Origin of the sequence: Maricaulis virginensis (assembly GCF_027922185.1) — a bacterium.
In the GTDB taxonomy this organism is placed as follows: Bacteria; Pseudomonadota; Alphaproteobacteria; order Caulobacterales; family Maricaulaceae; genus Maricaulis; species Maricaulis virginensis.
On sequence record NZ_BSFE01000013.1, the window covers coordinates 16113 to 29255 of the forward strand.

Annotated in this window: 13 protein-coding genes and 1 pseudogene; 6 read left to right on the top strand and 8 right to left on the bottom strand. The window is 67.2% G+C overall.

What is annotated here, in order from left to right; translation table 11 throughout:
- Positions 1-60: 60 nt before the first annotated feature.
- Complete coding sequence (locus tag PKE71_RS16155; protein WP_271188040.1) at positions 61-855, top strand: class I SAM-dependent methyltransferase; 795 nt, start codon at positions 61-63, stop codon at positions 853-855.
- Positions 845-1933 (top strand): histidinol-phosphate transaminase, encoded by a 1089-nt coding sequence (hisC, locus tag PKE71_RS16160; protein WP_271188041.1) that lies wholly within the window; start codon positions 845-847, stop codon positions 1931-1933. The genes PKE71_RS16155 and hisC overlap by 11 nt, the downstream gene beginning before the upstream one ends.
- A 19-nt stretch (positions 1934-1952) precedes the next feature.
- Here hisC and PKE71_RS16165 read toward each other — a convergent pair whose 3' ends face one another.
- The 5 genes from PKE71_RS16165 to ftsE all read right to left on the bottom strand — a co-directional run bounded on the left by PKE71_RS16165 (position 1953) and on the right by ftsE (position 6088).
- Positions 1953-2957, bottom strand: coding sequence for a DUF2125 domain-containing protein (locus tag PKE71_RS16165; RefSeq protein ID WP_271188042.1), 1005 nt, complete (start codon positions 2955-2957; stop codon positions 1953-1955).
- 2 nt (positions 2958-2959) lie between these two features.
- Positions 2960-3703 carry a lysophospholipid acyltransferase family protein gene (locus tag PKE71_RS16170; protein ID WP_271188043.1) on the bottom strand — a complete coding sequence of 248 codons (744 nt, stop codon included), beginning with the start codon at positions 3701-3703 and terminating at the stop codon, positions 2960-2962.
- Positions 3703-4290, bottom strand: a complete 588-nt coding sequence (locus PKE71_RS16175; RefSeq protein ID WP_271188044.1) for a YdcF family protein — start codon at positions 4288-4290, stop codon at positions 3703-3705. Before PKE71_RS16175 ends, PKE71_RS16170 begins: the two co-directional genes overlap by 1 nt.
- Before the next feature lie 93 nt (positions 4291-4383).
- Positions 4384-5304 carry a cell division protein FtsX gene (locus PKE71_RS16180; RefSeq protein ID WP_271188045.1) on the bottom strand — a complete coding sequence of 307 codons (921 nt, stop codon included), beginning with the start codon at positions 5302-5304 and terminating at the stop codon, positions 4384-4386.
- Positions 5297-6088: a cell division ATP-binding protein FtsE gene (gene ftsE, locus PKE71_RS16185; RefSeq protein ID WP_271188046.1), complete on the bottom strand. Its 792-nt coding sequence runs from the start codon at positions 6086-6088 to the stop codon at positions 5297-5299. Before ftsE ends, PKE71_RS16180 begins: the two co-directional genes overlap by 8 nt.
- Positions 6089-6151: 63 nt before the next feature.
- Between ftsE and PKE71_RS17670 the strand changes: the two are divergent.
- The 3 genes and pseudogenes from PKE71_RS17670 to PKE71_RS16195 form a co-directional block, all read left to right on the top strand.
- Positions 6152-6256: pseudogene (locus PKE71_RS17670) on the top strand (MJ0042-type zinc finger domain-containing protein); the annotation flags it as partial.
- Positions 6257-6307: 51 nt separating this feature from the next.
- The gene (locus PKE71_RS16190; protein ID WP_271188047.1) at positions 6308-7003 is read left to right on the top strand and encodes a DUF3426 domain-containing protein; all 696 of its coding nucleotides are present in this window, start codon (positions 6308-6310) and stop codon (positions 7001-7003) included.
- A 77-nt stretch (positions 7004-7080) separates the two neighbouring features.
- Positions 7081-8259, top strand: coding sequence for an ATP-binding protein (locus tag PKE71_RS16195; RefSeq protein ID WP_271188048.1), 1179 nt, complete (start codon positions 7081-7083; stop codon positions 8257-8259).
- Positions 8260-8311: 52 nt separating this feature from the next.
- On the opposite strand, the gene PKE71_RS16200 is transcribed toward PKE71_RS16195, so the two are convergent.
- The 3 genes from PKE71_RS16200 to argH form a co-directional block, all read right to left on the bottom strand.
- Positions 8312-10861: a DUF4175 domain-containing protein gene (locus PKE71_RS16200; protein WP_271188049.1), complete on the bottom strand. Its 2550-nt coding sequence runs from the start codon at positions 10859-10861 to the stop codon at positions 8312-8314.
- Positions 10862-10929: 68 nt separating this feature from the next.
- Positions 10930-11082, bottom strand: coding sequence for an LPS translocon maturation chaperone LptM (lptM, locus tag PKE71_RS16205; RefSeq protein WP_271188050.1), 153 nt, complete (start codon positions 11080-11082; stop codon positions 10930-10932).
- Positions 11083-11117: 35 nt separating this feature from the next.
- Complete coding sequence (gene argH, locus PKE71_RS16210; RefSeq protein ID WP_271188051.1) at positions 11118-12524, bottom strand: argininosuccinate lyase; 1407 nt, start codon at positions 12522-12524, stop codon at positions 11118-11120.
- Between the two features lie 66 nt (positions 12525-12590).
- Between argH and PKE71_RS16215 the strand changes: the two genes are divergently transcribed.
- On the top strand, positions 12591-13142 hold the full coding sequence (locus PKE71_RS16215; protein ID WP_271188052.1) for a TlpA family protein disulfide reductase: 552 nt from the start codon (positions 12591-12593) through the stop codon (positions 13140-13142).
- The last annotated feature ends 1 nt before the right edge of the window (position 13143 follow it).

Consider the following 13143-nt stretch of genomic DNA (forward strand, 5'->3'; position numbering starts at 1 on the left):
GCTTGGGTTAGTGTGACCTTGAATGCTGACTGTGTAGGACATGAACGGGGAGTCTGGCCAGTGCGCCGCGATGCCACCGAACTCGATCGCTTCTACAAGACCCGCCAGGGTCTGACCGCCCGCCGCATGATCGGGCGGCGTATCCGGGCGCTGTGGCCCGAGACGCGCGATCTCGACGTGCTGGGCCTGGGTTTTGCCAATCCCTATCTGGACCCCTATCGCCGCCAGTCGCGGCGCTGCATCTCCTTCATGCCCGCCGGGCAGGGGGTGGTCGTGCCGGCCCGCGAAGGCACGCCGACAGCGCTGGGCGACGAGGTCCGCCTGCCTTTCCCCGAAGCCCTGTTCGACCGGGTCTTGCTGGTCCATGCGCTGGAAGAGGCCGACAGCCTGCCGGCCCTGCTGCGTGAAATCTGGCGGGTGATGGCCCCGGAGGGGCGGCTGATGCTGGTGACGGCCTCGCGCAGCGGCATGTGGGCGCTGTCCGACAAGACCCCCTTCGGTCATGGCCGGCCCTTCACGCGCGGCCAGCTGTCCGGCCTGCTCGAGGATTCGCTGCTGGAGGCCACAGCCTGGTCGCGGGCGCTCTATGCGCCGCCCTGGGGCTGGGCGACCCACCGGCGTATCGCGTCGGTGTGGGAAGAGGTCGGGGAATACGCCTGGCCCGGTCTGGGCGGGGTCATCCTGGCAGAGGCCGTGAAGCATACCGGTGCAGTCCGGCCGCAGCGCCGCACTGCGCCCGTCCGCAAACGCGCACTTGAAGGGCAGGCGCAGCCCGCGCTATCTCCCCGTCACCTGTCCGGACGGCAAGGGGCTGACCGGACGCTCCAGGACCAGAGGTCGCTTCATGGGTATTGAGCCGCGCGCGGGCATTCTCGACATTCGTCCCTACAAGCCGGGTGCCGCGGAAGCGCCGGGCATCGCCGATCCGGTGAAGCTGTCCTCGAACGAGAACGCGCTGGGCTGTTCGCCCAAGGCGGCAGCAGCCTTCGAGGCGTCCGCCAAGCGCCTGCATCTCTATCCCGATGGCGGCGCGACCAAGCTGCGCGAAGCGATTGCGCGCGAGGAAGGTCTGGAAGCGGAAAACATCGTCTGCGGCTGCGGCTCCGACGAACTGCTGCAGCTCCTGGGCCGGGCCTATCTCGATCCGGGCGACAAGGTGGTGCAGTCGCAGTACGGCTTCCTGGTCTATCGCCTCGTGGCGATGCAGTCCGGTGCCGAGCTCGTTTCTGCACCCGAGCGCAATTACACCACCGATGTCGATGCGCTGATCGAGGCGGCCGGCGATGACGCGAAGATCGTCTTCCTGGCCAATCCGAACAATCCGACCGGCACCTATATCTCCGACGCCGAAGTGCGCCGCCTGCGCGACGCGCTGCCGTCATCGACCCTGCTGGTGGTCGATGCGGCCTATGCCGAGTTCGTGCGCAATGCCGATTATTCCGCCGGTCTCGAACTGGCGCGCGAGCGCGATGATGTCGTCGTGACCCGCACCTTCTCCAAGATCCATGGCCTGGCCGGTGCGCGCCTGGGCTGGGCCTATGGCAACAAGTCCATCATCGATGTGCTGCACCGGGTGCGCGGCCCGTTCAACGTCAACCTGCCGGCCATCGAAGCCGGTACGGCGGCGATCGCCGATCGCGACTTCATGAAACGCTCGGCCGATCACAATGAGGAATGGGTCGCCTGGCTGCGTCAGCAGATCGGCGGTCTGGGCCTGGAAGTGACACCGAGCGTGTGCAATTTCGTGCTGATCCACTTCCCGGAGACGCCGGGCCGCACGGCCAGGGACGCCGACGCCTTCCTGACGTCCAAAGGCCTGATCATCCGTCCGGTCGAGCCCTATGGCCTGCCCAATGCGCTGCGTGCCACGGTCGGCAAGGCCGCGGAAAATCGCCGCCTGGTGGACGGTCTTGCCGAATTCATGGGCGGCTAGACATCGGCTTGTCGGGCGATCACTCGTCGATGGCGCCCAGGCGCACCGGACCCAGATAGATGCCGCCGTCATGGATGCGGAAGGGCAGGGCGACACCGTCCGGGCCGCGTGGCGCCAGCATGGCGGCGAGGCGCAGGGCCTGCTCGTTCTCGCGCGGCACGATGCCTGCCTCGACCAAGGCATCGGCCAGCGTGTCGGGATCGGTGACGCGCAGGGACAGGCGCCCGTCGGGACGGGCCAGGCTGTCGATGGTGAAGTCGCCATTGCCTGTGATGTGAGCCGGGCCCCATTCCAGCTCGGCATCGGCGATCTGCAGCGCACCGCCGGCGTCGCGCCAGGCGATGGCGTTGGCGCCGTCGGCCAGGGCCGACCAGTGCGTGACCTCGAGATCGACCCGGGCCGTGCGGGCGGTGTCACCGAAGGCGCGCTCCACATCGGGCTCCAGCACGCCGGGCGCCGCGCGGACACCGGAAACAGCCAAGCGCATGCGCAAGCCGTCTTCTTCATCCACAGCACCGGACATCAGGAGCTCGTCGACGGAGCGGATATCCGGTGGTGAGCCGGCATGCGTGGTTACTACAAGATCGCGGAATTCCGCCCCGACGCGTTCGGTCTCGCCGGTCACGCTGTAGACCAGGCTGATGCGGGCGTCGGATCCCGTCACCTCGATCATGCTGCCTTCGCTGGCATAGTCTTCCAGCAGCAGCGGGCCACCGAAAGCGACGATCCAGTGCGACAGGTCGTGCGGCATGGCGTTCGCGCTGAGTTCCTGCAGCCGGGCATCCCAGCCGCCATCGCTCTGCGGCGCGCGGAAATGCGGTTCAACGAGCCGGATCTGGAAACGATAGGGATAGCCGCCGATATGCAGACCGGCGTGATCGATCTGATAGCCGGCGTTTTCCTTGTCGGCGATCCACTCATTGACGCCCTTGCGGATCTGTCCGCTGGCGACGACCCAGTAGGCCGAATACAGCACAAACAGCCCGATGATGGCCGCGATCGGCCATAGCAGTTTGGTTCTCATGGTCACCGGCCTGTCCTCCCCAACGGCATTCCGGCGTCATCGACCGCCTGCAGGGCGTCCGATGCGGTGTTGATGCGCGTATGCAGTTCGCGCAGGAATTCGGGCTTGCCCAGCCCCGGCGGGATCGGTTCGAGAAACTCGACCACGATCCGGCCCGGCCGCTTCAGGCCGCAATAGGATTTCAGGAAGACACCGGAATTCAGCGCCACCGGCACGCAGGGCACGCCCATATTCAGATACAGCCCGGCAGCACCCGGCTTGAAGTCGGGGTGCTCGCCCGGTTCGACGCGGGTGCCTTCCGGGAAGATCAGGATCTGGCGGTCCTCGCCGGCCCGGCGGGCCGCATCGCGCATCATGCCCTTCAGCGCGCTGGCGCCCTTCTTCCGGTTCACCGAGATATTGCCCAGCTTGACGGCAAACCAGCCGAAGAAGGGCATGTAGGTGAGGGTGTGTTTCAGGATGATCGCCGGATCGGGCAGGATTTCCCAGAAGGCGAGCGTCTCCCACATGCTCATATGCTTGGAGGCAACCAGCGCGCCGCCTGCGGGCAGGTGTTCGCGGCCGCGCACCTCGAAGGTGATGCCGTAGATCCAGCGCAGGCCGAACCAGAGCATTTTGAGATAGGCCCGAAGCCAGCTGCGCGACCAGGTGCGTGGCCCCAGCAGCAGAGGCAGACCGACCAGGCCCATGAAGACCATGAGCGAATACATGTAGATGTAGAAGACGAGCGAGCGGATCAGGGTCATCAGACGCTTTCGGGACGCGGTGTAACGGTCTGGCGCAGCCACACGGCGGTGAATTTGGCATATTCCTGCAGCCACAGGCGCGATGCCCCGAAATCCCGCCAGGGCGGCGTCGTGCGGACGGGATAGGCGATCAGTTCGACACCGGGCATCAGGGCGCGCATCTCCAGGAGGCTGCGCGGCAGATGATAGTCTGATGTAACGATGATCAAGCTCCGATAGCCGTTTTCGCGCACCAGCGCGCCGGCCTCGCGGGCATTGCCGATCGTGTCCGTCGCGTCGCGGCCGAGAATGACGCAGCAGTCCAGCTCGTCGTCGGACAGGCCGGAATGGCGCTGGATATCGGCCGGCGTGGCCGCGGCGTCGACACCGGAAATCAGCAGCTGCGGCGCACGGCCTTCACGCAGGAGATCGATCCCCGCCGTGGTGCGGCCCGCATCGCCGGTCAGCACGACGATGGCATCGGCCTGGCGCCCGGTATCGGGGGTGGCGTAGGTGGCTATCCGGCCGGCGAACACAAGAAAGCCGATGGCCAGTCCGGCCACCAGCAGGAAGGCGAGTGTGCGCAATGCCATCCAGCCCCGGCTCATCGCGTCCTTCCGATCCCGTATCGCTGCGCGGCGTCTGCCGCCCGTGAAACCTGCATCAGCATGTCCTCGCGAACCCGGCCGTTTTGTGGCGCGCTACCAGCGTCCCCGCAAGTCCGACGCGACAGCAAGTCGCGCCGAAACCGCGGCGGTCAGACCGGCCAGCAAGGGGGCCAGGGCCAGCAGGACCAGCTCGAACGGGTCGGCAGCCCATTGCGGCAGGAAGAATGCCATGTCGGCCGGCGATCCGCCGATACTGACCAGAATGGACACCAGGCCGGCAAAGATCGCGCCGGCGGCTCCGGACTTCAGGCCCAGCATGAAGAAGCGCCGCTGGAACAGGCCGGCGATAAACCGGTCCTCGGCGCCGCACAGATGCAGCGCGTCGATCACGTCGACGCGGGCGGCGAGGCTGGCCCGGGCGGCGAAGGCGACGACGGCCGCGGCGGCACCGGCAACCAGTGCCAGAAGGGCCAGGCCCAGCGTCTGTGCGGTCGTCGCGGCGCGGCGCACGGCTGCTGCCCAGCGCGAATGATCGTCGACGGTCGCGGCCAGCCCGGCCTCGTCCAGCCGGGCCTGTAGTGCCTCGGGCTGGAAGCTGCCGGCGCGAACGGTCTCGCTGTCCAGCTCGACTTCCACCATCAGTGGCAGGGGCAGATCGTCCGGCAGATTGCCTTCGCCAAGCCAGGGGCGGAGCAGGGCCAGCGCGTGTTCGCGCGTACGGGCAGTCGCATCCCGGACGCCGTCCAGGGAGCGGGCAATCTCCGCAGCCGCTTCGGCATCGGCGGTGGCGTCACGCCCGTCGACGGGACGGATCTGGATGGTCAGGCTGGACTCCAGATCGCTGGTCCAGGTCTGGGCCTGCACCCAGGCACCGCGGGCGCCGAGGGCCGCCACGCAGGCGAGGAAGACCAGGATGGCGGCGACGAGAAACAGCGGCCGGTCGCGGCCTGCATCGGGCGGCAGAAGCCGACCATTGCCACCGGCGGGCGGTTTGGGAACGGCGGGCTCACTCATCGCCGGACTCCGGATCGGGAGGCGACATCGCGTCCAGCGCCTCACGGCCTTCGGCTTCACGCTGATCGGCCTCGCGCTGACGGCGGCCGCGTGAGGGACGGATATGCAGATGGCCGTTCGACAGCGTCATCACGGGTGCGTCCACCATCCGCACCAGCTGCAGGTCGTGCGTCGCAATGACAATCGTCGTGCCCAGCTTGTTCAGTTCGGCGAAGAGGCGCAGCAGACGCATGCCCATCTCGGGGTCGACATTGCCTGTCGGCTCGTCGGCGATGAGGATTTCCGGCTGGCCGACCACGGCGCGGGCGATCGCGACACGCTGCTGCTCACCGCCGGACAGGGTCGGCGGCAGGGCCGACATGCGATCGCCCAGGCCCACCCAGGCGAGGAGTTCGGCCACGTCCTCGGCATAGTCCGAGCGCTTCTTTCCGGCCACGCGCAGCGGCAGGGCGACATTGTCGAACACGCTCAAGTGATTGAGAAGACGGAATTCCTGGAACACCACACCGATCCGGCGGCGCAGGTCCGGCAGATCGCGGCGCGGCAGGGTCGCGGTGTCGCGGCCGAAGAAGGAGACCAGTCCGCGCGAGGGTTTGGCGGCCAGGTAGATGAGCTTCAACAGCGATGTCTTGCCTGCACCGGATGGTCCGGTGAGAAATTGGAAAGAACCCCGTGGTAAATCAAACGACAAATCGCGCAGAATCTCCGGGCCGCGTCCGTACCGCATGCCGACATTGTCGAAGCGGACAACCGGTTCGGGATCGCTGTGCGGGGAAGCGGTCATACTCGGGTTGATGGAGTGCCTCCACTGACACGGGTGAACCTGGTTGGACGAAAACGACGCACGATGAGCATTGTACTGAGCTGTCCGTCCTGTTCTACGCGGTATCGCGCGAATGCCGACGCAATCGGCAGCGCCGGCCGCCGTGTGCGCTGTGCATCCTGCGGACATGTATGGACCGCCGACGCCCAGATTCCAACGGAAGCGGCCGCGGCGCAAGACATGGTCTCACCGGAATCCCCGGCCGAACCCGTCGTCGAGAAGCAGCCGCACAAGGCTTTCCGCGAACGCCAGGAAAAGAAACGTCACACCCTCTCGGTCGCTGCCGCAGGCGGGGCCTGGGGCGCTTTGGCTGTTGCCTGCGCTGTCGTGCTGACGACCGCCTGGATCTTCCGGGTCGATGTTGTCACGCTCTGGCCGCGCGCCTCTTCGGCCTATGCTGCAGTCGGCGCCGAGGTGAACCCCTACGGCTTCTCGGTCGGTGAGCTGGATATCCGCCGCGATGTGGATCACGGCGTTCCGCTGCTGGTGATCGAGGGCGATGTGCGCAATTTCGACCGCCGCTCGCGCGCCATGCCGGGCCTGCGCGCCGTGCTGCGCGATGCGCAGGGCGAGTCGGTTCTGGAATGGACGGTGTCGGTACCGGCCGCGCAGATCCGTGCAGGCAAGCGCCAGGAATTCCGTACCGTCGTGTCCGACCCGCCGCCCTCGGCCGTCGAGGTCGAGGTCATGCTGATGGCCCATGCGGCGACCGGCAATGCGGCGCACGAGGATGCCGGCGAGGCAGATGATGCGCATGCTGCTCCGTCTCACCCAGAGCCGTCCCGCGATGCGCCCGATCACGCCGCGGCTCCGGCTGCCACACATGAGCCGGTCGTCGCCGAGCACCAGGAAACGGCTGACGGCGGTCATCACTGATTTCACCGGCCGCGTCCGGCGACGACACGGGATATCTTATCCTTGCAGATTCGGAAGTTATATACGAAATTGCTAGGATGATATCGCGCGATCTGACTGCGGAAATTGTCGAGGCGCTGGATGAAAACCCCGCGGTGGTCCTGCTCGGGCCGCGTCAGGTGGGCAAGACCACGCTGGCACGCGAGATCGCATCGGGCCGGCCATCGATCTATCTCGATCTCGAACGGCCGTCGGATATCGCCAAGCTTCAGGATCCGGAACTCTATCTACGCGATCATCTGGACAAGCTGGTTGTTCTTGACGAGGTTCATCGTGTTCCGGAACTCTTCGGAACGCTGCGTGGCCTTATCGACGAGGCTCGCCGGCTCGGCCGCGGCGACGGGCGCTACCTGTTGCTCGGCTCCGCGTCGATGGAGCTCATGAACCAGTCCTCGGAGTCGCTTGCCGGCCGCGTGGCGTACCGCGAGCTGGCACCGGTCATGGCCAGTGAACTTGATGAGGGGATCCCGGTTTCGACCCTCTGGGAACGGGGCGGCTTCCCGCGTAGCCTGCTGGCGTCCAGAGGGCGGGCAAGCGTCAATTGGCGCCGCGATTTCATCCGGACCTATCTTGAAAGGGACATTCCGCAGCTCGGGACACGCATTCCGGCGGAAACGCTGCGCCGCTTCTGGACGATGCTGGCGCATCATCAGGGCGGCCTGTTCAATGCGTCCGAATTCGGCCGTTCACTGGGCGTCGACAGCAAGACCGTCGCGAACTACCGCGATCTGATGATCGACCTGCTGCTGGTCCGCAAGCTCATGCCCTGGCACAGAAATACCAAGAAGCGGCTGGTCAAGTCGCCGAAACTCTATGTCCGCGACAGCGGGCTCTGCCACACATTGCTGGGCATCGACAGTTTCGACGCCCTGCTGGGGCATCCGGTTCTGGGCGGGAGCTGGGAGGGTTTTGTTGTCGAGAACATCGCCGGAGCCGGTCAGCTGGATGCTCATCAGCTCAGCTTCTACCGGGCGGCGGGCGGAGCGGAGATCGATCTTCTCGTCGAGCGGGACGGCGAAGTCTGGGCGATCGAAATCAAGCGTACCAGTACGCCCAAGCTCACCCGCGGCTTCCGCTCTGCATGCGAGGACCTGCAGCCTGCGCGGGCGTTCTTCGCATATGGCGGTCAGGAGCGTTACCCGCTGGCCGATGGCGTCGAAGCCATCGGGCTGCGGGAATTGTTGAACGAAGTGTCGGCAAGTCGGGCTGCCAACTGACCGTATCCCGCCGGGCTGCGGTGCGCGTTTATGCAGGCAATGGCCCGTTGGCTCAGAACCGGTCGAGCAGGCGTTCGATATAGTCCAGCTCTTCCTGGGTCAGGCCGCTTTCGGCGGCCCGGCGGCGCAGTTCTTCCAGGATGGCCCGGGCCCGGGCCCGGCTCATCTCCTCGGGCACCTCGACACCGGATCCGTCGGCGAAGGCGCCTTCGGACGGCCGGCCCAGCGGATCGGTTTCCTCGCCTTCGCCCATGGCCTGTCCCCGGCCCTCTTCCATGCGTTCCATCAGCTCGCGAGCGAGTTCCTCGGCGCCCTCGCGCAACTGGGCGAGCGCCTGTTCCTGGGCGGCCAGTGCGTCTTCGGTACTGCCCTGGCGCAGAGCCTCCTCGGCCTCGCGCATGGCCTGGCCGGCCTGGCCGAGCGTCTCGCCGCTCTCGCCTTCACCGGGCACGGCCTCGGCCGACTCGCCGAAGCGCTGGGCCAGCTGGCCCTGGGCGTCCGCCAGCTGCTGGGTGCTCGACGCACCGCCGCTCTGGTTCTCGGCCAGCGATTGCGAACCCTGACCGGAGGGCTGGCCCGACTGCTCGCCGCTTTGCGGAGCACCACCGCCCTGCTGTTGCTGCTGGTTCAGGCCGAAGGTCTGGTCCTGCAGGTCGCGCTGCTCGCCGATCATCTCGCCGAGTTCTTCCAGCGCCTCGCGCATGGCTTCCGAGGTGGCGTCGCTTTCGCCCTCGCCGCCAGTACCCTGGCCCATCTGCATCTGCATGTTGCGCAGAAGCTCGCTCAACGCGGCCAATGCCTGGCGTGCCTCGGCCGTATCGCCCAGCTCGGCGGCCTCGCGCAGGGCGTTCAGCATTTCCTGCAGCATCTGCTGGTCAAGCTGCGGACCGCCGCCGCCTTCGGCAAAATTGCCTTCTTCGGCGGCCTCGCGGGCGAGGGCGGCCATGTAGTTGTCCATCGCCTCTTCATAGGCCTCGAACAGGGCGGCCAGCTCGGTCTCGTCGGCACCGCGCGCCATGGCTTCCATCAGAGCCCGCTCGGCGGCGCGCAGTGCGGCTTCCGCATCGGCCAGAGAGCCCAGCTCGGCGCGCAGGGCGATATTCCACAGATCGTCGTCCAGCCCGGTCAGGTCGACCTGGTCGCGCGCCCGGCGCAGGCGGTGCACGGTCTCGCGAATGCCCAGATAGACGATCGGATCGTCGAAGAAATAGATCGGCGCGTCGGAAATCGCGTCCAGCGCGCGGGCGGCATATTGCAGGCCTTCCGGGGCGCGCTCGATCCGGCGCTCGGGCTCTTCAGCCAGATAGGCCGGGCCGGGCGGGATATCCTCGGCATACATCACCGGGCGCTCGGGCAGGGGGGCATAGGCGGCATCGGCCGCCATCACGCCGCGGCGCTGTTCGGCCACGGCGCGGGCCAGCGCGTCCAGGAATACCCGTTCGGGCAGGGTCACGCCCAGGGGCGGCGACAGGCCCTCATTGCCGGCCGCGTCGGTGACGGCCAGGCGGATCGTCACGCGCGAGCCGGCCAGCGGGTGGCGGGCGGTTTCCAGCAGCGTGCCCAGACCTTCGCCCTCGCTGAGCGGCGTGACGGATACAGCGTCGATCGGCAGGCGCTCCCAGCCGGCGCTCTCATCCTCTTCCGGGCGGATATCGAGTGCGTAGCCGGTGGGGCCGTAATCGTCCTGCACCGAAAAGCGCAGATCGAGTTCGCCGGCCGATGTCGCGTCGGGGACGGCGAGCAGGCGCACGCGTGGCGGTGTGTCGGGAATGGCGTCGAGCGTCCAGGTCTCGCGCGTGCCGGGCGCGGCCAGGCGGACGGTGGCATCGCCGGTGACAGGCGCGCGGACCTCCCAGACGCCATCGCCGATTTCGCGGACTTCGCCACGCTCTGTTCCCGCTTCGCTGCGCAGGGTGAGGCGCGGCTCGCGCCGGCTGCCGGCCACACGGGTGATGAAGGTCGAGCCTTCCGGCACTTCGGCGCTGCGCTCGGTCTCCGCCAGGAAGACCGGCGCGCGTCCGGTATAGGCCGGCGGGTCGATCCAGGCGTCGATGCTCAGGGTTTCACCGCCCGCCAGAATGGGCGTCAGGCCGAAGGCCTCGCCCAGACGGTCGCGGGCCGCCGGTCCGGCGACCAGCCAGGACACCACGAGCAGCAGGCCCAGCGTGCCGCGCAGGGCCCAGCGGTCGGTGCGGGCCCAGGCGGCCTTGGGGCGGCGGGCATGGGCCGAGGCGAGGCGGCGGCGCATGCGGGCCTGGTGTTCCTGCCAGACACGCAGGGCGACAGGATCGCTGCCGGATGGTTTGTCGGTGAGCGCCTCGTGCGGGCGTGCCTCGATGCCGCTGTCCTCTTCGACACGGCGGGCCAGCGCATCGGCATCGGGCCAGCGGAAGGCGCGGATGCCGCGCCAGGTCAGCCAGGCCGCGGGCAACAGGGTGGCAAGGGCATAGATCGCGCGCCAGGGATCGCCGATCCGGTCCCACAAGCCCAGAAGAGCCAGAATCGCAAAGGCAGAAGCCCAGGCCAGAACAGGCCAGAGCACCGGAACCGAGGCTTCCCAGACAAGGGCGCACCCGGCAGCTATGAGCGAGCGGCGACGCATGCACAAACCCTATCATGGCCAACGCGATAGACGAGAGCCACATGCATTACGATTTGGAGAGCCGGGCGCTAGTTTTCGCTGTCGCCGCCGGCGTTTTCGTCCTGCGGCGGCGGATCGCCCCACAGGGGTGGCGGGCGTTCCAGTTCGCCGCGCAGGCCGCAGGCGGCGACGGTCAGGGCGCTCAGGGTCGCAAGGACCAGGGCGGCAAGGCGTCGTTTCATGTCCATTCCCTCAACTCCGGACCGGCGCTGCACGGCTAGCCCAGCCGGGCTTTCCACGCGGCGACCTGTTCGCGCACACGCACCGGCGAGGTGCCACCGAAACTGGTGCGGCTTTCCATCGATGCCCGGGCACTCAACACGGAAAACACGCGTTCGTCGATCCCCGGTTCGACGCTCTGCATCTCGTCCAGTGACAGTTGTGCCAGCGGGATATCGCGCTTCTCGGCCATCTTCACGATCGAGCCGGAGATGTGATGGGCGTCGCGGAAGGGCTTGCCCAGTTCGCGCACCACCCAGTCGGCCAGATCCGTGGCGTCGGAATAGGCTTCGCCGGCAGCCGCTTCCATCGCCGCGCCGTGGAAGGTGAGATCGGCGGTCATGCCGGCCATCGCCAGCAGCGCCAGTTCCAGATCGTCGATCGCCTGGAAGACCGGCGCCTTGTCTTCCTGCAGGTCTTTCGAATAGGCCAGCGGCAGGCCCTTCACCACGGTCAGCAGCCCGGTCAGCGAGCCGATGATGCGGCCCGGCTTGGCGCGCACCAGTTCGGCGGCGTCCGGATTGCGCTTTTGCGGCATGATCGAGGAGCCGGTCGACCAGGCGTCCGACAGGCTGGCGAAGCCGAAACGGCGCGTGCACCACAGCACGATCTCCTCGGCGAAGCGCGACAGGTTCACCGCGCAGATCGCCGCCGCCGAGAGCACTTCCAGCGCGAAGTCGCGCGCCGCGACACCATCGAGCGAATTGGCCATGGGCCGGTCGAAGCCGAGCGCCTTCGCGGTCATCTTGCGGTCGATGGGAAAGGCCGTGCCGGCCAGTGCCGCACAGCCCAGCGGGCTTTCATTGAGGCGCTTGCGGGCGTCGGCAAAGCGGCCGCGATCGCGCTGCGCCACTTCGACATAGGACAGGAGGTGGTGCGCCAGCGAGACCGGCTGGGCGGTCTGCAGATGGGTAAAGCCGGGCATCACCTGGTCGACATGCTTTTCGGCCTGGGCGACGAGGGCCTTCTGGTATTCTGCCAGCTGGGCATCGATCCGGTCGCAGGCATCGCGCAGCCAGAGGCGGAAGTCGGTCGCGACCTGGTCATTGCGCGAGCGGGCGGTGTGCAGGCGGCCGGCCGGTTCGCCGACAATCGCCTTCAGCCGCGCCTCGACATTCATGTGCACGTCTTCCAGCGCGGCCGACCAGGTGAAGTCGCCGGCGCGGATCTCCTCACGGATTTGTTCCAGGCCCTGGCGGATTGCCGCAGCATCCTCGCTTGAAATCACACCGGTTTCGCTCAACATCTGGGCATGGGCGAGGGATCCGTCGATATCCTGCTCGGCCATGCGCCGGTCGACATCGACGGAGGCATTGATGGCTTCCATCACCGCCGACGGCCCGGCATCGAAACGTCCGCCCCACATGGCGCTGGACTTGGAGGGTTGCGGGGATTTCTCGACCATCGGGGATTCCTGCGGATTTGGGAGCGAAGCGATATGAAGACTCCACTTGGAATAGCCATTTTTGGCATGGCCGCAATCCTCGTGGTGGGATTCCTTGTCGTGGTGTTCAGCGCGATGGACCAGAGCGATGCGGGCGGGTTGGAAAGCTATGCCCGCGGCGAGATGCGCCGGTTCACCCAGATCGACGATGCGCCGCCCCAGCCGGAAGCCGTCTATGTCGACGAAAACGGCGATGAGGTGCGCCTGTCGGATTATCGCGGCCAGGTGATCCTGGTGAATTTCTGGGCCACCTGGTGTGGGCCCTGCGTGGAGGAAATGCCGGCGCTGGACCGGCTGCAGGCCGATCTTGGCGGCGAAGACTTCCAGGTCGTCACCGTCAGTCTCGACCGCTCGATGGACGAGGTGCTGGCCTTCTTCGAGCGGATCGAGCTGGAAAACCTGCCGATCATCCATGACAGCAATCTGGCCAGCTTCTCCCAGATCCGCACGCCCGGCCTGCCGACCTCGGTGCTCTACGACCGTCAGGGCCGCGAACTGGGCCGGGTCACAGCGCCGGCCGAATGGGACAGCGAGGACGCCAAGGCCCTGATCCGGGCGGCGATTGCAAGGGGCGCTTGAG

What these genes read in the sequence shown, in the direction of transcription:
- PKE71_RS16200 (WP_271188049.1), bottom strand. Translation starts at nt 10,861, where the DNA reads ATGCGTCGCCGCTCGCTCATAGCTGCCGGGTGCGCCCTTGTCTGGGAA.
- PKE71_RS16180 (WP_271188045.1), bottom strand. Translation starts at nt 5,304, where the DNA reads ATGAGTGAGCCCGCCGTTCCCAAACCGCCCGCCGGTGGCAATGGTCGG.
- hisC (WP_271188041.1), top strand. Translation starts at nt 845, where the DNA reads ATGGGTATTGAGCCGCGCGCGGGCATTCTCGACATTCGTCCCTACAAG.
- PKE71_RS16170 (WP_271188043.1), bottom strand. Translation starts at nt 3,703, where the DNA reads ATGACCCTGATCCGCTCGCTCGTCTTCTACATCTACATGTATTCGCTC.
- PKE71_RS16190 (WP_271188047.1), top strand. Translation starts at nt 6,308, where the DNA reads ATGGTCTCACCGGAATCCCCGGCCGAACCCGTCGTCGAGAAGCAGCCG.
- lptM (WP_271188050.1), bottom strand. Translation starts at nt 11,082, where the DNA reads ATGAAACGACGCCTTGCCGCCCTGGTCCTTGCGACCCTGAGCGCCCTG.
- PKE71_RS16215 (WP_271188052.1), top strand. Translation starts at nt 12,591, where the DNA reads ATGGCCGCAATCCTCGTGGTGGGATTCCTTGTCGTGGTGTTCAGCGCG.
- ftsE (WP_271188046.1), bottom strand. Translation starts at nt 6,088, where the DNA reads ATGACCGCTTCCCCGCACAGCGATCCCGAACCGGTTGTCCGCTTCGAC.
- PKE71_RS16195 (WP_271188048.1), top strand. Translation starts at nt 7,081, where the DNA reads ATGATATCGCGCGATCTGACTGCGGAAATTGTCGAGGCGCTGGATGAA.
- PKE71_RS16165 (WP_271188042.1), bottom strand. Translation starts at nt 2,957, where the DNA reads ATGAGAACCAAACTGCTATGGCCGATCGCGGCCATCATCGGGCTGTTT.
- PKE71_RS16175 (WP_271188044.1), bottom strand. Translation starts at nt 4,290, where the DNA reads ATGAGCCGGGGCTGGATGGCATTGCGCACACTCGCCTTCCTGCTGGTG.
- argH (WP_271188051.1), bottom strand. Translation starts at nt 12,524, where the DNA reads ATGGTCGAGAAATCCCCGCAACCCTCCAAGTCCAGCGCCATGTGGGGC.